Genomic DNA, 14,079 nt, shown 5'->3' on the forward strand with positions numbered 1-14,079 from the left:
CATGTGAAGAAACGGGAGCGCGGACTTTGCGGGGGATGAAAGAGGAAAGAAGTCGGGGAAGTAGGCAGTGTCTGTAGGAGTTTTCGCTAAATGCGAAAAGGCGTCGATGGCATTGCCCGTTGCTCAATGTCCATCGGCCTCGCTATGCTGCTGAACCCATTAATCAGATCCGCGTTGCGGCACGTTGCCTGTCGCCCGGGATGTCTTTGTTAACGGATCCGATGATGAATGCACCGCTGAAGACGTTCGGCCCGATCAAGGCCGTGATTTTCGATATGGACGGTTTGCTGCTCGACACCGAGGGCATTTACACCGAGGTCACCTCGCTGATTGCCGGGCGCTACGGGAAAACCTTCGACTGGAGCGTCAAGCAGAACATCATTGGTCGCGGTGCCAATGATCTGGCCAACTACGTGGTGCAGGCGCTGGAGTTACCGATCACTCCGGAAGAATTTCTGCAGATCCGCGAGCCGCTGATGCGCGAGCGTTTCCCCAAGGCGCAGGCGATGCCGGGGGCCGAAGCGCTGGTGCGTCACCTCAAGGCGCACAACATCCCGATCGCGGTGGGCACCAGTTCGTCGCGCCAGTCGTTCGGGCAGAAAACCACTTTGCATCGCGACTGGTTTGCGCTGTTCGATTTCATCGTCACGGCGGACGATCCGGAAGTCGGCGCGGCCAAACCGGCGCCGGATATTTTCCTCACCGCTGCCAGGCGTCTGGGCGTCGCGCCCGGGGATTGTCTGGTGTTCGAGGATTCGCCCTTCGGCGTCACCGCCGCGAAAGCGGCAGGCATGACCGCAATCGCCATCCCCGACGCAGCAATGGCAGACGAGAAATATGCTCACGCTGACGGCATTATCCGCTCGCTGAAAGATTTCACGCCCAGCGTATTTGGCCTGCCGATGCTGGAACTGGCTTGACCGTCCATACAAAAACGCCGCCCTTGCTATAAAGAAGGGCGGCGTTTTTTTGCCGGTCTGTCAGGCGCCGAAACCACCGTCGATGGTCAGGCTGGCACCGGTGATGTAACCGGCTTCCGGTCCGGCCAGGTAGGCGACGAAGCTGGCGATTTCTTCGGCGGTGCCGTAACGACCCACGGCCATCAGCGGGATCAGGCTGTCGGCGAATTCGCCGTGGGCCGGGTTCATGTCGGTGTCGACCGGGCCAGGTTGCACGTTGTTGATGGTGATGCCCCGTGGGCCGAGATCGCGGGCCAGGCCTTTGGTCAGGCCGACCAGTGCCGATTTGCTCATCGCGTACACGCCGCCACCGCCGAAGGGCATGCGGTCGGCGTTGGTGCTGCCGATGTTGATGATCCGCGAGCCTTCGCCCATGTGTTTCGCCGCTTCCTGGGACGCAATGAACACGCTGCGCACGTTGATGGCCAGGGTCTGATCGAAGTCTTCCAGTTTGAAGTCTTCCAGCGGCGCGATGGCCAGTACGCCGGCGTTGTTGACCAGAATGTCCAGGCGTCCAAACGCTTCGACGGTGGCGCTGACGGCGTGGCGAATCGCGCTGGCGTCGGCGCTGTCAGCCTTGATCGCCAAGGCTTTGCCGCCGTTGCCGGTGATGCTGTTCTGTAGTTCTTCGGCTTTGGCGGCGGAGCTGACGTAAGTGAAAGCGACGGCGGCGCCTTCAGCGGCCAGACGTTTGACGATGGCCGCGCCGATGCCGCGCGAACCGCCTTGAATCAGAGCGACTTTGCCGCTGAGGTGTTGAGTGGTCATGTTCGATCTCCAAGTGTTCAAGGCGGAATGCCTTGGTGTTGGTGCCGAGTATCGGCGTGGCATCGACAACCGGGTAGACCATGATTGCTATAGTCTGTGTAAACCAGAAGTTTATAGTGGCGATCATGGAAACGTTCAGCAGTATCGAATGCTTTGTGCGCAGCGCCGAAGTCGGCAGCTTTGCCGAAGCCGCGCGACGCTTGAGCCTGACCCCGGCGGCAGTGGGCAAAAGCGTGGCGAAACTGGAGGCGCGGCTCGGCGTGCGGCTGTTCCAGCGCAGTACACGCAGCCTGACCCTGACCGAAGCGGGGCAGCTGTTTTTGAGTGAAGTCGGCGCCAGCCTGACCACCATCCAGAATGCCGTGGCCAATCTGGCCAGTGCCGGAGGACAACCCGCCGGCACGCTGAAAGTCAGCATGGGTACGGTGTTCGGCCGTCTATATATCGTGCCGCTGCTCGGTGAGTTTCTGCGGCGTTATCCGGCGATCAACCCGGACTGGCATTTCGATAACCGCCAAGTCGATCTGATCGGGCAGGGCTTCGACGCGGCGATTGGCGGCGGCTTTGAACTGCCGCAAGGCGTGGTTGCGCGCAGGCTGGCACCGGCGCACCGGGTACTCGTGGCATCGGAGGATTATCTGCAAAAACATGCGCCGATCAGCCATCCCGATGGCCTCAAGCAGCACGACGGCATCCTGATTCGCTCACCGCAGACCGGGCGCGTGCGTTCCTGGCAACTGACTCACCGCGATCAGCAACACAACCCGCTGACGTTGCGGGCGCGGATGACCATGAGTGATTCCGAGGCGGCCTGTGCAACGGCGATGCAAGGTTTGGGCATTGCGCTAGTGAGCATGCCGTTTGCGGTCGCGTATCTTCAGGCAGGGACGTTACAGCGAGTGCTGCCGGAATGGTTTGTCGATGACGGCAACATTTCGATCTATTACGCCGAGCACAAATTGTTGCCGGGCAAGACCCGGGCGTTTGTGGATTTCGTGATTGAACAGTTTGATGAGCAGGGACTGGGGCGGCGGTTTAGTGCCATCTAAGTAAGGCTTGGGACCGAGTCGTTTGCATTCGCGAGCAGGCTCGCTCCCACAGGGGAACGCATTCCAAATGTAGGAGTGAGCCTGCCCGCGATGAACGATAACGCGGTCTATCGAGCAAAGCGCTGCGCCCAACCAACAATATTCTTCGGCCGTGGCGTCGCATAAGTCCGCACCTTGGACGTCGACAACTTCAAACGCACCAGCGACTCGGCAATCATCACGGCGGCTGTCACGCCATCCACCACCGGCACGCCGGTGCGCCGGCGGATCTGCTCGTCCAGTCCGGCCATGCCGCCGCAGCCCAGGCAAATCACCTCGGCCTTGTCATGGGTCACCGCCAGTTCGGCCTGCTGCACGATCGCTTCCAGCGCGCGCTGCGGTTCGTGTTCAAGCTCCAGAACCGCCAGACCACTGGCGCGCACCGAGGCACAGCGATCCCACAGACCGGACAATTTCAGTCGATCCTCGATCAGCGGCACGGTGCGATCCAGCGTGGTCACCACCGAGTAGGCATGGCCGAGAAACATCGCGGTGCTGGCCGCCGCATCGGTGATGTCCACCACCGGCACGTTGAGCAATTCCTGCAAACCCTCGCGGCCGTGCTCGCCGTAGCCCGCCTGGATCACCGCATCGAAGGGTTGATCGTAGGCCATCACCCGGTCCATCACGGCGATGGCGGCCAGGTAACTTTCGAAATTGCCTTCAATCGATTCGGCGCCGAAGTACGGCGTCAGGCCGACGATTTCGGTACCGGGCGAAGCGACGGCCTGCGCCGAGCGGGCGATGGCGTCGGTGATGGATTCGGTGGTGTTGACGTTGACCACGAGAATACGCATGGAAAAATCCTTATTGCGGGCAGTGGTGCGGCCCGAAAAACCGGGCCGCGAAGGGATCAGTGGCTGACGTTATCCACAGCGATGCATTCGCCGCTGACTTCGGCGTAATGGGTCTGGCGCTTGGCGATGATCAGGTAAAGCATGCCGGCGATGCCGGCACCGATCAGCCAGGAGAACGGCGAGACGCTGTGGAAACCGGGCACCAATGCCAGAACGATGGCGATCAGCGCTGCAGGAATAAACGCCGCCACCGCGCGGAAATTGATGCCACGGCTGTAGTAATAAGCGCCGTTGGGATCTTCGCTGTAGAGCTGCGGCACGTTGATCCGGCCTTTGCGGATCAGCCAGTAGTCGACCATGATCACCCCGTACAACGGGCCGAGCAGGGCGCCGAGGCCCGACAGGAAATACACGATCACCAGCGGGCTGTTGTAGAGGTTCCACGGCAGGATCAGCACGGCAATGGTTGCGCTGATCAGCCCGGCGCGGCGGAATGTCAGGTACTTCGGCGCCAGGTTGCTGAGGACGAACGCCGGGGCGACGAAGTTGGCCATGATGTTTACCGCGACGGTGACGATCAGAAAAGCCAGGCAGCCGAGCACCAAAAAGAACGTGTTGGGGATCGAAGCGATGATCTCGGTCGGACTTTCGATGATCCGCCCGTTGATCTGGAACTGCGCGCCACAGAGCAGCACGGTAATCGCGGCGAATACCAGAATGTTCACCGGCAAGCCCCAGAAATTTCCTACCTTGATGGTTTTGCGGCACGGCGAAGAACGGGCGAAATCGCAGAAGTTGAGGATCAGCGTGCCGTAAATCGCCAGCCACAACGCGCCGCCGGCAAAGATGTTGCGCCACATCTCGCCACCGGTCAGCGGCTCGCGGATCGACCAGGCAATGGTCGCGTTGGCCTGGAAATACATCCACCCGGCAAGGGCTGCAACGGTCAGCAGAATCACCGGCCCGGCAAACGCCTCGTAACGGCGCACCATTTCCATGCCGTAGGCAAGGATCGCCAGTTGCACCAGCCAGATGGCAACGAAGCACACCCAGCCCAGAGTCGACAGGCCGAGAATCGAGTTGTGATCGTATTCAGCGAAGCCCGGATGCACGGCAGTCAGCAAGACGCGGAAGACCACCGAGGCGAGGTATGTCTGAATGCCGAACCAGGCGATGGCGATAACCGCCCTGATCAGTGCAGGAATTTGCGCACCGTGGATGCCGAAGCTGATCCGGCTGATCACCGGAAACGGCACCCCGGTTTTCTGCCCCATGTACCCGGACAGGTTCATGAAGAAGTACACCAGCGCCGCGCCGATCCCAAGCGACAAGAGGATTTGCCAGCCGCCCAGGCCCAACGCATACAGGCCGATGGCGAACGAGTAGTTGGCGATGTTGTGCACATCATTCGTCCACAGGGCGAAGATGCTGTACTGGCCCCAGCGCCGGCCTTCGGCTTTGGTCGGCGCCAGATCGCTGTTGTGCAGACGCGGGCTCAGTTGCAGCGGCTCGCTCAGTCCGTCATCGGGCAACGGTTGATCGAGCGTAGAGGAGGGCAGATTCAGCGCGATGTTATTCGAAAGACTTGTACGCATTCCGGCAGGCTCCTGACGTTCGCCACCGCGATGACTGTGCATGAGCGCTCAGGCTCGACAAATCTTCGTCGCGACGGTGAAAACATCACTGGTTACGGGGCATCTGCAGCCTGTACGGGATAGGGCGCTTCAGGCTTGCGGATCGAAAGTGTGCATGTTTTGCAGTTTTGTATACAAAACATGTATGCGATAAAGCCAGATTTGTGCCAGATATGAATCTATGGGCAGCCACGCTCATTTCGAATAGTTATCGATGCAGCATAAGTCGCTGAAAAACCGGCGATATAAATTGATCGATTGGACAGGAATTTTTTTCAGGGGAGGGATTTTGCAGAGGGGCAAGCAGATGGGGATTCTGCTGGGGAGTGTAACTTTTCAGGGCGTCAGAACTGAAAGTGCACACATAAATGGCACTGATGGTGACAACCTTGTGTACACCTTTTGTGTGCCTGGCACATATCAATGTGGGAGCGAGCCTGCTCGCGAATGCGGTGGATCAGGCAACTGAAACGTTGACTGGAACTGCGCTTTCGCGAGCAGGCTCGCTCCCACAGGTCTTTCTATAAATGGGGGATCAAACCTTGCTCTTGCTGATGATATTCCCCGCATGCAACCCGCATTCTTTCTGCGTGGCTTCTTCCCACCACCAGCGGCCTTCACGCTCGTGCTGGTTCGGCAGCACCGGGCGGGTGCAGGGTTCGCAGCCGATGCTGATGAAACCGCGCTCGTGCAGGCTGTTGTAGGGCAGTTCGAGCATGCGGATGTAACCCCAGATCTCCTCGCTGGTCATCTGCGCCAACGGGTTGAACTTGTACAGGGTGCGTTCCGGTGTCGAGAACGCCGTGTCGATTTCCAGCACCGCCACAGCGCTGCGGGTGCCCGGGCTCTGATCGCGGCGCTGGCCGGTGGCCCAGGCTTTGACGTCGGACAGCTTACGGCGCAGCGGCTCGATCTTGCGGATGCCGCAGCATTCGCCGTGGCCGTCCTTGTAGAAACTGAACAGGCCTTTTTCCTTCACGAACGGTTCGAGTTTCGTGTAGTCCGGCGAGACGATTTCGATGTCGATCTTGTAGTGCTCGCGCACCTGCTCGATGAAGCGGTAGGTCTCCGGATGCAGGCGGCCGGTGTCGAGGCTGAACACTTTGACGTTCTTGTTCAGCTTCCACGCCATATCCACCAGCACCACGTCCTCGGCGCCGCTGAAAGATATCCACAAGTCATCGCCGAACTCGGCGAAGGCGAGTTTGAGAATGTCCTGGGCGGATTTGTTGGCATAGGTCGTGGCGAGTTCCACGACGTCAAACGTTGGGCTCATCAGGGCGGCTTCCTACAGGTCAATGGCGCTCGGGCGCTCTATAGGGGGCCGATGGTAACAAAAAGCTGCCGCGCCCGGGGCGTCCTCTGCGTTGCGCGCCTCGGGGGCAGACGCTAGAGTTCGGCCTCGCTTGACTCAAATAATCACTACAAACGGGAGTGTCTTGTGGAAATTGCTTGCCTGGATCTTGAAGGGGTACTGGTACCGGAAATCTGGATCGCCTTCGCCGAAAAAACCGGAATCGACTCCCTCAAGGCCACCACCCGGGACATTCCCGATTACGACGTATTGATGAAGCAGCGTTTGCGCATCCTAGACGAGCACGGCCTCAAGCTCTCGGATATTCAGGAAGTGATCGCCACGCTCAAACCGCTGGACGGCGCGGTGGAGTTCGTCAACTGGCTGCGCGAGCGTTTCCAGGTAGTGATTCTCTCGGACACTTTTTATGAGTTTTCACAACCACTGATGCGCCAGCTGGGCTTCCCGACTCTGCTTTGCCATCGCTTGATCACTGACGAAAGCGGGCGGGTGACGGGCTATCAACTGCGCCAGAAAGATCCCAAGCGTCAGTCGGTGCTGGCGTTCAAGAGCCTGTACTACCGGGTGATCGCGGCGGGTGATTCATACAACGACACGACCATGCTCGGCGAGGCGGACGCGGGGATTCTGTTTCATGCGCCGGACAACGTGATTCGCGAGTTTCCGCAGTTTCCGGCGGTGCATACGTTTGAAGAGCTGAAGCGGGAATTTCTCAAGGCCTCAAACCGCGATCTCAGCCTGTAAGCCTCGCTACCTGATGATCGTTCCCACGCTCTGCGTGGGAATGCCTCAACGGACGCTCCGCGTTCGGCTTTGGATGGGACGCGGAGCGTCCCGGGCTGCATTCCCACGCGGAGCGTGGGAACGATCATTCCTCAGAGGTTTTGCAGGGTTTCCAAGAGAATTCTGACTTTGGTCATCGACTCCTGATACTCCGCCTGCCAGTCCGAATCGGCGACGATCCCGCCGCCGCCCCAGCAGCACACCTGGCCATCCTTGACCAACAGACTGCGAATAGCGATGGAGCTGTCCATCTCACCGCGCACGTCCAGGTACAGCAACGATCCGCAATACAAACCGCGCCGGGTTGGCTCCAGCTCGTCGATGATCTGCATCGCCCGTATCTTCGGTGCGCCGGTGATCGAGCCGCCGGGGAAGCTGCCAGCGATCAGGTCAAGCGCGTCACGATCCGCCGCCAGTTCACCGGTCACGCTGCTGACCAGATGATGCACATTCGGATAGCTCTCCAGACTGAATAGCTCCGGCACCCGCACCGAGCCGATGCGGCAGGTGCGCCCGAGGTCGTTGCGCAGCAGGTCGACGATCATCAGGTTTTCCGCGCGATCCTTGGGGCTGGCCAGCAGTTCGGCGGCGTTGGCAGCGTCTTCGGCTGGGGTCAGGCCGCGTGGGCGAGTGCCTTTGATCGGTCGGGTTTCGACTTGGCGCTGGCTGACTCTGACGAAACGTTCCGGTGACAGGCTCAGCACCGCGCCGCCGTCGGGCAGGCTCTGGAAGCCGGAGAACGGCGTCGGGCAGGCCTGACGCAAAGCGCAGTAAGCCAGCCACGGATCGCCCTGGCATTGCGCGCGGAAGCGTTGCGCGAAGTTGACCTGATAGCAGTCGCCAGCCTGGATGTAGTCCTGAATGCGTTCGAAGGCCTGACGGTAGTCGTCGGCCGAGAGATCAGCGGCCATGGGGGCGTTCAGTTTGAATGGAGCCAGCGCGTCAACTTGAGGCTGAGTGAACAGCGCGACCAATCGCTGCCGTTCACTGTCGACAAGCGAAGGATGAAAGACCAATTGGCTGGTTTGCCCGTGGTGATCACTGATCAGCGCCCAGTCGTACAGGCCAAAACGCGCATCGGGCAGTTGCAGGTCATCCAGTGCCTGACTCGGCAGGTTTTCCAGATGCCGGCCGAAGTCGTAGCTCAAATAACCGATCAGTCCGCCGGCGAACGGCAATTCGGGTCCGGCAGGCAACTGCGCTCCGCCCAAGCGGCTGAGGTTGTCACGCAGGCGCTGGAGGAAATGCGCGCCGCTCTCGTCCGGCAACACCGCCAGTTGTTCCAGCGGCCAAGCGCTGAGCAAGTCATAACGGCCGCGTTCAGCGCTCGGCCGGCCGCTGTCGAGCAGCACGGCGCCGGGTGCGTTGCGAATGGCCGCGAAATAGTCGGCGGGGTTGGCGCGGTAGGGCAGTGGGTGTACGGAGCAGGTCAACATGGGCGGGGCAGATCGGCCGTTGAGGCGGGGTGGGGATTGTAGTCCTCTGCGGGAATTGCTCCTAGAGGGGATGTCGGCGATTGGCAGATGGGCGGCAGGCTTGAGGCTCGTGTTGGTAGCAAGTCCGCTTTCGCGAGCAGGCTCGCTCCCACAGGGGTTGCATTCCAATGTGGGAGCGAGCCTGCTCGCGAAGGCCGCGACTCGATTCTGAATCAGCCCTCGACCGCAGGAATATGCCCAAACATCTCCTGGGTAAACGCCACCCGCTCTTCAACCGATTCCTTTACGCCCCGCGCCTTCAGCTCTTCCAGCCGCGCTTCAACCGCGTGGGTACGCAAGGTCAGGCCGCAATCGTTGGCGATCTGAATGTTCAGCCCCGGCCGCGCATTCAGCTCGAGGATCAGCGGGCCTTTTTCCTGATCGAGCACCATGTCCACGCCGATATAACCCAGCCCGCACAGCTCATAGCAGCCGGCGGCGAGTTTCATGAAACCGTCCCAGTAGGGCAGTTGCACGCCGTCCACCGCGTTGGTGGTGTCGGGGTGTTTGGTGATGATGTTGTTCAGCCAGGTGCCGCGCAACGTAAGGCCGGTGGCGAGATCGACGCCGACGCCAATGGCGCCCTGGTGCAGGTTGGCCTTGCCGCCGGACTGACGGGTCGGCAGACGCAACATCGCCATCACCGGGTAACCCATCAGCACGATGATGCGGATGTCCGGCACGCCTTCGTAGCTGATGCTTTTGAAGATCTGGTCCGGGGTCACGCGGTATTCGATCAGTGCGCGGTCGCGGTGGCCGCCCAGCGAGTACAGGCCGGTGAGGATGCTCGAGATGTGATGCTCCAGCTCTTCGTGGGCGAGGATCTTGCCCGACACCGTGCGATAACGGCCTTCGAAGCGGTCGGCGATGACGATGATGCCGTCGCCACCCGCGCCCTGCGCCGGTTTGATCACGAAGTCGCTACGCCCGCCGATGATCTCGTCGAGCTTGTCGATTTCCTTCTCGGTGGAGATCACCCCGTACAGCTCCGGCACGTGAATGCCGGCGGCGATGGCGCGTTCCTTGGTGAGGATCTTGTCATCGACGATCGGGTACAGGCTGCGCTTGTTGTACTTGAGCACGTAGTCCGCGTTTCGGCGGTTGATGCCCATGATGCCGCGCGCCTCGAGGGCCTTCCACGTCTTCCAGAAACCGAACATCAGACGTCAGCCTTCTTCAGGAAGGCCTTGAAACGTACCAGTTCGGTCAGGCGGTAGCCGCGATAGCGACCCATCGCCAGCATGAAACCGACCAGAATCAGCAGGATCGCCGGGAAGGTAAACACGAAGTACACGAGCTCCGGCACGGTCATGATCAGGTGCGCGAGGGAGGCAGCGAACAGCGTGCCGATCGCGACTTTCAGCGCATGGTTGGCGCCGCGTTCTTCCCAGGTGATCGACAGCCGTTCGATGGTCATGGTCAGAATCACCATCGGGAACAGCGCCACCGACAAGCCACGCTCAAGGCCAAGCTTGTGGCTGAACAGACTGATCGCCGCAATCAACACCACGACGAAGGTCAGCACCACCGACAGGCGCGGCAGCATTTGCAGCTTCAGATGTTCGAGATACGAGCGTAGCGACAGGCCCAGCGCGGTGATCACCGTGAACAGCAGAATGCCGAAGCCCAGCTGCGTTTCGCGGAAGGCAAGGGCGATCAGCACCGGGGTGAATGTGCCCAGGGTCTGCAGGCCGATCAGGTTGCGCAGGATCAGGATCACCAGCACGCCGATCGGGATCATCACCATGATCATGAAGGTCTGCTGGGTCTGCAGCGGCAAGCCGTACAGCGAGTAATCGAGGAAGTTGGCGTCAGTGTTTTCGTCCGTCAGCTTGGCCAGACGAATCGCGTTCATCTCGCTGTTGTTCAGGCTGAAGGTCACGTTGGCTTTCTTGCCGCCGTCGACGGTGATCAGGTTTTCGTCACCGGTCCACCACAGCAGGCGATCGGTCGGCAGGCCTTGCTCACCGGTTTCCGGGTTGAAGTACAGCCAGTCGTTGCCGTTGAAGCTGCGCAGCCACAGTTCGGGAGTCTGAGGCTGATCGGCGACGAGGCGGATGGTGTGGACTTTTTCTACCGGAACGTGGGCAATCGACAGCAGCAGTTCGACGATCTTGGCTTTGTGCGAAGTCGACGGATCGCCGGCCAGCAGCAATTTGACGTTGTCGTCATTCACGTTGTTGACGCGCTTGATCGCCTCGCCAATAAAGGTTTCGACGTCGGCCGAATGTTGGCGGATCGGCGCGAGCAGGGCTTCGGCGGCGATTTTTTCCGGGCCTTCGATGACCATGCTGTCACGGAAGGTCGGGCCTTTGACCTTGGATTTTTCCGCGGTGTAGCGCTTGGTCAGCACCAGACGGTAATACAGCGTCTGGTTACCCTTGGCGCGACGGGCCGACCAGGTCACCTTGCGGTTGCCGTCGATGCGGTTCACCGCGACGCCGTAGTTATTGGAGATGAAGCTTTCGTTGAGGCTCACGTAATCGCGGCTCAACGGCGGCACGAACATCTGGATCTTCACGGGATCTTTGGTGCTGGCGACGAACTCGACCTTGGCGTCGATGTTCCACAGGTCGTCGGTGGCGTCTTCGGTCACCGGGATGCCGAGCACGAAAATCTGATAGGCCGTAACCGAAACGCCCAGCAGCACCAGCACGGCGATCAGGATTTTCAGGTGGAAGGTTAGAGAACGCATGGAAATTACTCGGCGGTGTGAGCGGCGATGGTGCAGGCAGGTTTGCCGGCAGCGTATTTAAGACTGGGGTCGACCAGCGCGTCGAAGCGTTTCAGCGCCTCGGAGCCGATCAAAAGCGGGTATTGGAACGCACTTCGGTCGGTGAGGTTCACTTCGATGCTGCGCAATGCCGAACCCATGCAGATATCCAGCTCGATAACCGGACGGGCGGTGTACTGCTTGCCCTCTTCCGGATCGTAGTCGCCGGCGCGGCGCTTGATCTTGCTGACTCGCGCCAGCGGCCGTTCGATGGGGTGTGAATGCGCGGTGTCGATGGCCAGGTAGAAACGTACCCAGGATTCACCGTTGCGTTTGAAGCGTTTGATGTCGCGGGCGCTCAGCGAGGCGGTTTTCGCCCCGGTGTCGAGTTTGGCCGCGACTTCGAGATTGATGCCGTCAAGCGAAGCGTATTCGTTGAGGCCATACACGGTTTTTTCCCCCGCGGCGGCGAGGCCGGGCAGGCAAAACAGAGCAAAAAAGGTGGGGAAAGGCTTGAGTCTCATAAATCCTGGTGCGCAGCGTTCCGTTATCGGTTCAGGTGCCCGCACAACCGTGCGCAAGCCCCCGCGTATGCCTGGCAGCTTTTTATGGCAAGCCGTACAAAGACCCGCAAATGCGGGCGGCATTCTAGCACGGTGGTTTTATGGCGCCAGCGCTTGCGCCGACCCATGAGCTGCAAGGGGTGCCACTCTTGTGGGAGCGAGCCTGCTCGCGAAAGCGCTGTGTCATTCGATGCAGAAGCCGGCTGATGTGCCGCCTTCGCGAGCAGGCACGCTCCCACAGTAATAGATGATCGATTGGCTGCGGTTATTAGACGATTGTCGACAATACCTATTTATCCTTTGACTCATCGGGCCGGATTGGCTAGTTTTTGCCGCATTGGATTTAAAGGTGTCGACAATCATGCTGGATCAACTCGATCCCCCGGTCATCAATGGCGACGATTCCGAGACGCTGTCGGAAAACGTCTTCCGGCGCATCCAGGCCGCAATCGTCAAGGGCGAAATCGCCCCGGGCAGCAAGATCTCCGAGCCGGAGCTGGCGCGCACCTATGGCATCAGCCGGGGGCCGCTGCGTGAGGCGATCCATCGTCTGGAAGGCCAGCGCCTGCTGGTGCGTGTGCCGCACGTCGGTGCGCGGGTGGTCTCGCTCAGCCATGCCGAATTGATCGAACTCTACGAAATCCGTGAATCTCTCGAAGGCATGGCCTGCCGCCTCGCCGCCGAGCGCATGAGCGTCGAGGAGATCGATGAACTGCGCCGGGTCCTGGAAACCCACGAGCGCGATGCGGCGTTTCAGGCCGGCGTCGGTTATTACCAGCAGGAAGGCGATTTCGACTTTCATTACCGGATCATCCAGGGCAGCGGCAATCGCACGCTGACGCAGATGCTCTGCGGCGAGCTGTATCAACTGGTGCGCATGTACCGCATCCAGTTTTCCACCACGCCGAACCGCCCGCACCAGGCCTTCGCCGAACACCACCGCATTCTCGATGCCATCGCCGACCGTGACGGCGAGCTCGCGGAATTGTTGATGCGCCGCCACATCGGCGCCTCGAAACGCAACATCGCCCGTCACTACGAGGACGGCGCCCACAACAAGACAGCCACTGAACGAGGTGATGCATGACTTCCAACCTGAACACGCCGGGCCAGCGCTTCCGCGATGCGGTCGCCAGCGAGCATCCTTTGCAAGTGGTCGGCGCGATCAACGCCAACCACGCGCTGCTGGCCAAACGCGCCGGTTTCAAGGCTATCTACCTGTCCGGTGGCGGTGTAGCCGCAGGTTCTCTGGGCGTGCCGGATCTGGGCATCACCGGGCTGGACGACGTGCTCACCGACGTACGCCGCATCACCGATGTCTGCGACCTGCCGCTGCTGGTGGACGTGGATACCGGGTTCGGCTCGTCGGCCTTCAACGTCGCGCGCACCGTCAAGTCGATGATCAAGTTCGGCGCGGCGGCGATTCACATCGAGGACCAGGTTGGCGCCAAGCGCTGCGGCCATCGCCCGAATAAAGAAATTGTCAGCCAGCAGGAAATGGTCGATCGCATCAAAGCCGCCGTCGATGCGCGCACCGACGACAGCTTCGTGATCATGGCGCGCACCGATGCGCTGGCGGTGGAAGGTCTGGAATCGGCACTTGATCGCGCGGCAGCGTGCATCGAGGCGGGCGCCGACATGATCTTCCCGGAGGCGATTACCGAACTGGACATGTACAAGCTGTTCGCCAACCGTGTGAAAGCCCCGATCCTGGCCAACATCACCGAGTTCGGCGCAACGCCGCTGTACACCACCGAACAACTGGCCGGCGCTGACGTCTCGCTGGTGCTTTACCCGCTGTCGGCGTTCCGCGCGATGAACAAGGCAGCGGAAAACGTCTACACGGCAATCCGCCGCGATGGCACGCAACAGAATGTCATCGACACCATGCAGACTCGCATGGAGCTCTACGATCGTATCGATTACCACACGTTCGAGCAGAAGCTCGATGCGTTGTTTGCACAGAAGAAAGGCTGAACAAAAC

Annotated in this window: 13 protein-coding genes; 5 read left to right on the top strand and 8 right to left on the bottom strand. The window is 60.4% G+C overall.

Annotated features, from left to right (window positions below; translation table 11 throughout):
• Positions 1 to 224 precede the first annotated feature (224 nt).
• The gene (locus tag BXA01_RS24785) at positions 225 to 920 is read left to right on the top strand and encodes an HAD-IA family hydrolase (protein ID WP_076566862.1); all 696 of its coding nucleotides are present in this window, start codon (positions 225 to 227) and stop codon (positions 918 to 920) included.
• Between the two features lie 60 nt (positions 921 to 980).
• Here BXA01_RS24785 and BXA01_RS24790 read toward each other — a convergent pair whose 3' ends face one another.
• The gene (locus BXA01_RS24790) at positions 981 to 1,727 is read right to left on the bottom strand and encodes a 3-oxoacyl-ACP reductase family protein (protein WP_073473945.1); all 747 of its coding nucleotides are present in this window, start codon (positions 1,725 to 1,727) and stop codon (positions 981 to 983) included.
• Between the two features lie 125 nt (positions 1,728 to 1,852).
• Here BXA01_RS24790 and BXA01_RS24795 point away from each other — a divergent pair, with 125 nt between their 5' ends.
• The gene (locus BXA01_RS24795; protein ID WP_076567822.1) at positions 1,853 to 2,776 is read left to right on the top strand and encodes a LysR family transcriptional regulator; all 924 of its coding nucleotides are present in this window, start codon (positions 1,853 to 1,855) and stop codon (positions 2,774 to 2,776) included.
• Between the two features lie 107 nt (positions 2,777 to 2,883).
• Here the strand turns inward: BXA01_RS24795 and BXA01_RS24800 are convergent, their stop codons facing one another.
• The 3 genes from BXA01_RS24800 to BXA01_RS24810 form a co-directional block, all read right to left on the bottom strand.
• A complete protein-coding gene (locus BXA01_RS24800) occupies positions 2,884 to 3,612 on the bottom strand; it encodes an aspartate/glutamate racemase family protein (RefSeq protein WP_076566865.1) in 729 nt (242 codons plus the stop codon).
• Between the two features lie 56 nt (positions 3,613 to 3,668).
• Complete coding sequence (locus BXA01_RS24805) at positions 3,669 to 5,207, bottom strand: NCS1 family nucleobase:cation symporter-1 (protein WP_076566868.1); 1,539 nt, start codon at positions 5,205 to 5,207, stop codon at positions 3,669 to 3,671.
• Positions 5,208 to 5,781: 574 nt separating this feature from the next.
• On the bottom strand, positions 5,782 to 6,522 hold the full coding sequence (locus BXA01_RS24810; protein WP_041479156.1) for a phosphoadenylyl-sulfate reductase: 741 nt from the start codon (positions 6,520 to 6,522) through the stop codon (positions 5,782 to 5,784).
• A gap of 165 nt (positions 6,523 to 6,687) precedes the next feature.
• Between BXA01_RS24810 and thrH the strand changes: the two genes are divergently transcribed.
• The gene (thrH, locus tag BXA01_RS24815) at positions 6,688 to 7,305 is read left to right on the top strand and encodes a bifunctional phosphoserine phosphatase/homoserine phosphotransferase ThrH (protein WP_076566871.1); all 618 of its coding nucleotides are present in this window, start codon (positions 6,688 to 6,690) and stop codon (positions 7,303 to 7,305) included.
• A gap of 131 nt (positions 7,306 to 7,436) precedes the next feature.
• On the opposite strand, the gene pabB is transcribed toward thrH, so the two are convergent.
• The 4 genes from pabB to rloA form a co-directional block, all read right to left on the bottom strand.
• Positions 7,437 to 8,780, bottom strand: a complete 1,344-nt coding sequence (gene pabB, locus BXA01_RS24820) for an aminodeoxychorismate synthase component I (RefSeq protein ID WP_076566875.1) — start codon at positions 8,778 to 8,780, stop codon at positions 7,437 to 7,439.
• A 212-nt stretch (positions 8,781 to 8,992) separates the two neighbouring features.
• A complete protein-coding gene (locus BXA01_RS24825; RefSeq protein WP_016773817.1) occupies positions 8,993 to 9,979 on the bottom strand; it encodes an alpha-L-glutamate ligase-like protein in 987 nt (328 codons plus the stop codon).
• Positions 9,979 to 11,514, bottom strand: a complete 1,536-nt coding sequence (rloB, locus tag BXA01_RS24830; protein WP_076566878.1) for an osmotic stress tolerance membrane protein RloB — start codon at positions 11,512 to 11,514, stop codon at positions 9,979 to 9,981. The genes BXA01_RS24825 and rloB overlap by 1 nt, the downstream gene beginning before the upstream one ends.
• 5 nt (positions 11,515 to 11,519) lie before the next feature.
• Positions 11,520 to 12,056: a retropepsin-like aspartic peptidase RloA gene (gene rloA / locus BXA01_RS24835; protein WP_041479149.1), complete on the bottom strand. Its 537-nt coding sequence runs from the start codon at positions 12,054 to 12,056 to the stop codon at positions 11,520 to 11,522.
• 403 nt (positions 12,057 to 12,459) lie between these two features.
• On the opposite strand from rloA, the gene BXA01_RS24840 reads away from it, so the two are divergent.
• Together BXA01_RS24840 and prpB are read left to right on the top strand one after the other, a co-directional pair.
• Positions 12,460 to 13,182, top strand: a complete 723-nt coding sequence (locus tag BXA01_RS24840; protein WP_172834046.1) for a GntR family transcriptional regulator — start codon at positions 12,460 to 12,462, stop codon at positions 13,180 to 13,182.
• The gene (prpB, locus tag BXA01_RS24845; protein WP_024012298.1) at positions 13,179 to 14,072 is read left to right on the top strand and encodes a methylisocitrate lyase; all 894 of its coding nucleotides are present in this window, start codon (positions 13,179 to 13,181) and stop codon (positions 14,070 to 14,072) included. The genes BXA01_RS24840 and prpB overlap by 4 nt, the downstream gene beginning before the upstream one ends.
• Positions 14,073 to 14,079 lie beyond the last annotated feature (7 nt).

The sequence above is a fragment of the Pseudomonas sp. B10 genome, from assembly GCF_900156235.1.
GTDB lineage: Bacteria > Pseudomonadota > Gammaproteobacteria > Pseudomonadales > Pseudomonadaceae > Aquipseudomonas > Aquipseudomonas siliginis.

What these genes read in the sequence shown, in the direction of transcription:
- BXA01_RS24785 (WP_076566862.1), top strand. Translation starts at nt 225, where the DNA reads ATGAATGCACCGCTGAAGACGTTCGGCCCGATCAAGGCCGTGATTTTC.
- prpB (WP_024012298.1), top strand. Translation starts at nt 13,179, where the DNA reads ATGACTTCCAACCTGAACACGCCGGGCCAGCGCTTCCGCGATGCGGTC.
- BXA01_RS24800 (WP_076566865.1), bottom strand. Translation starts at nt 3,612, where the DNA reads ATGCGTATTCTCGTGGTCAACGTCAACACCACCGAATCCATCACCGAC.
- BXA01_RS24810 (WP_041479156.1), bottom strand. Translation starts at nt 6,522, where the DNA reads ATGAGCCCAACGTTTGACGTCGTGGAACTCGCCACGACCTATGCCAAC.
- rloA (WP_041479149.1), bottom strand. Translation starts at nt 12,056, where the DNA reads ATGAGACTCAAGCCTTTCCCCACCTTTTTTGCTCTGTTTTGCCTGCCC.
- BXA01_RS24795 (WP_076567822.1), top strand. Translation starts at nt 1,853, where the DNA reads ATGGAAACGTTCAGCAGTATCGAATGCTTTGTGCGCAGCGCCGAAGTC.
- pabB (WP_076566875.1), bottom strand. Translation starts at nt 8,780, where the DNA reads ATGTTGACCTGCTCCGTACACCCACTGCCCTACCGCGCCAACCCCGCC.
- BXA01_RS24790 (WP_073473945.1), bottom strand. Translation starts at nt 1,727, where the DNA reads ATGACCACTCAACACCTCAGCGGCAAAGTCGCTCTGATTCAAGGCGGT.
- rloB (WP_076566878.1), bottom strand. Translation starts at nt 11,514, where the DNA reads ATGCGTTCTCTAACCTTCCACCTGAAAATCCTGATCGCCGTGCTGGTG.
- BXA01_RS24825 (WP_016773817.1), bottom strand. Translation starts at nt 9,979, where the DNA reads ATGTTCGGTTTCTGGAAGACGTGGAAGGCCCTCGAGGCGCGCGGCATC.
- BXA01_RS24805 (WP_076566868.1), bottom strand. Translation starts at nt 5,207, where the DNA reads ATGCGTACAAGTCTTTCGAATAACATCGCGCTGAATCTGCCCTCCTCT.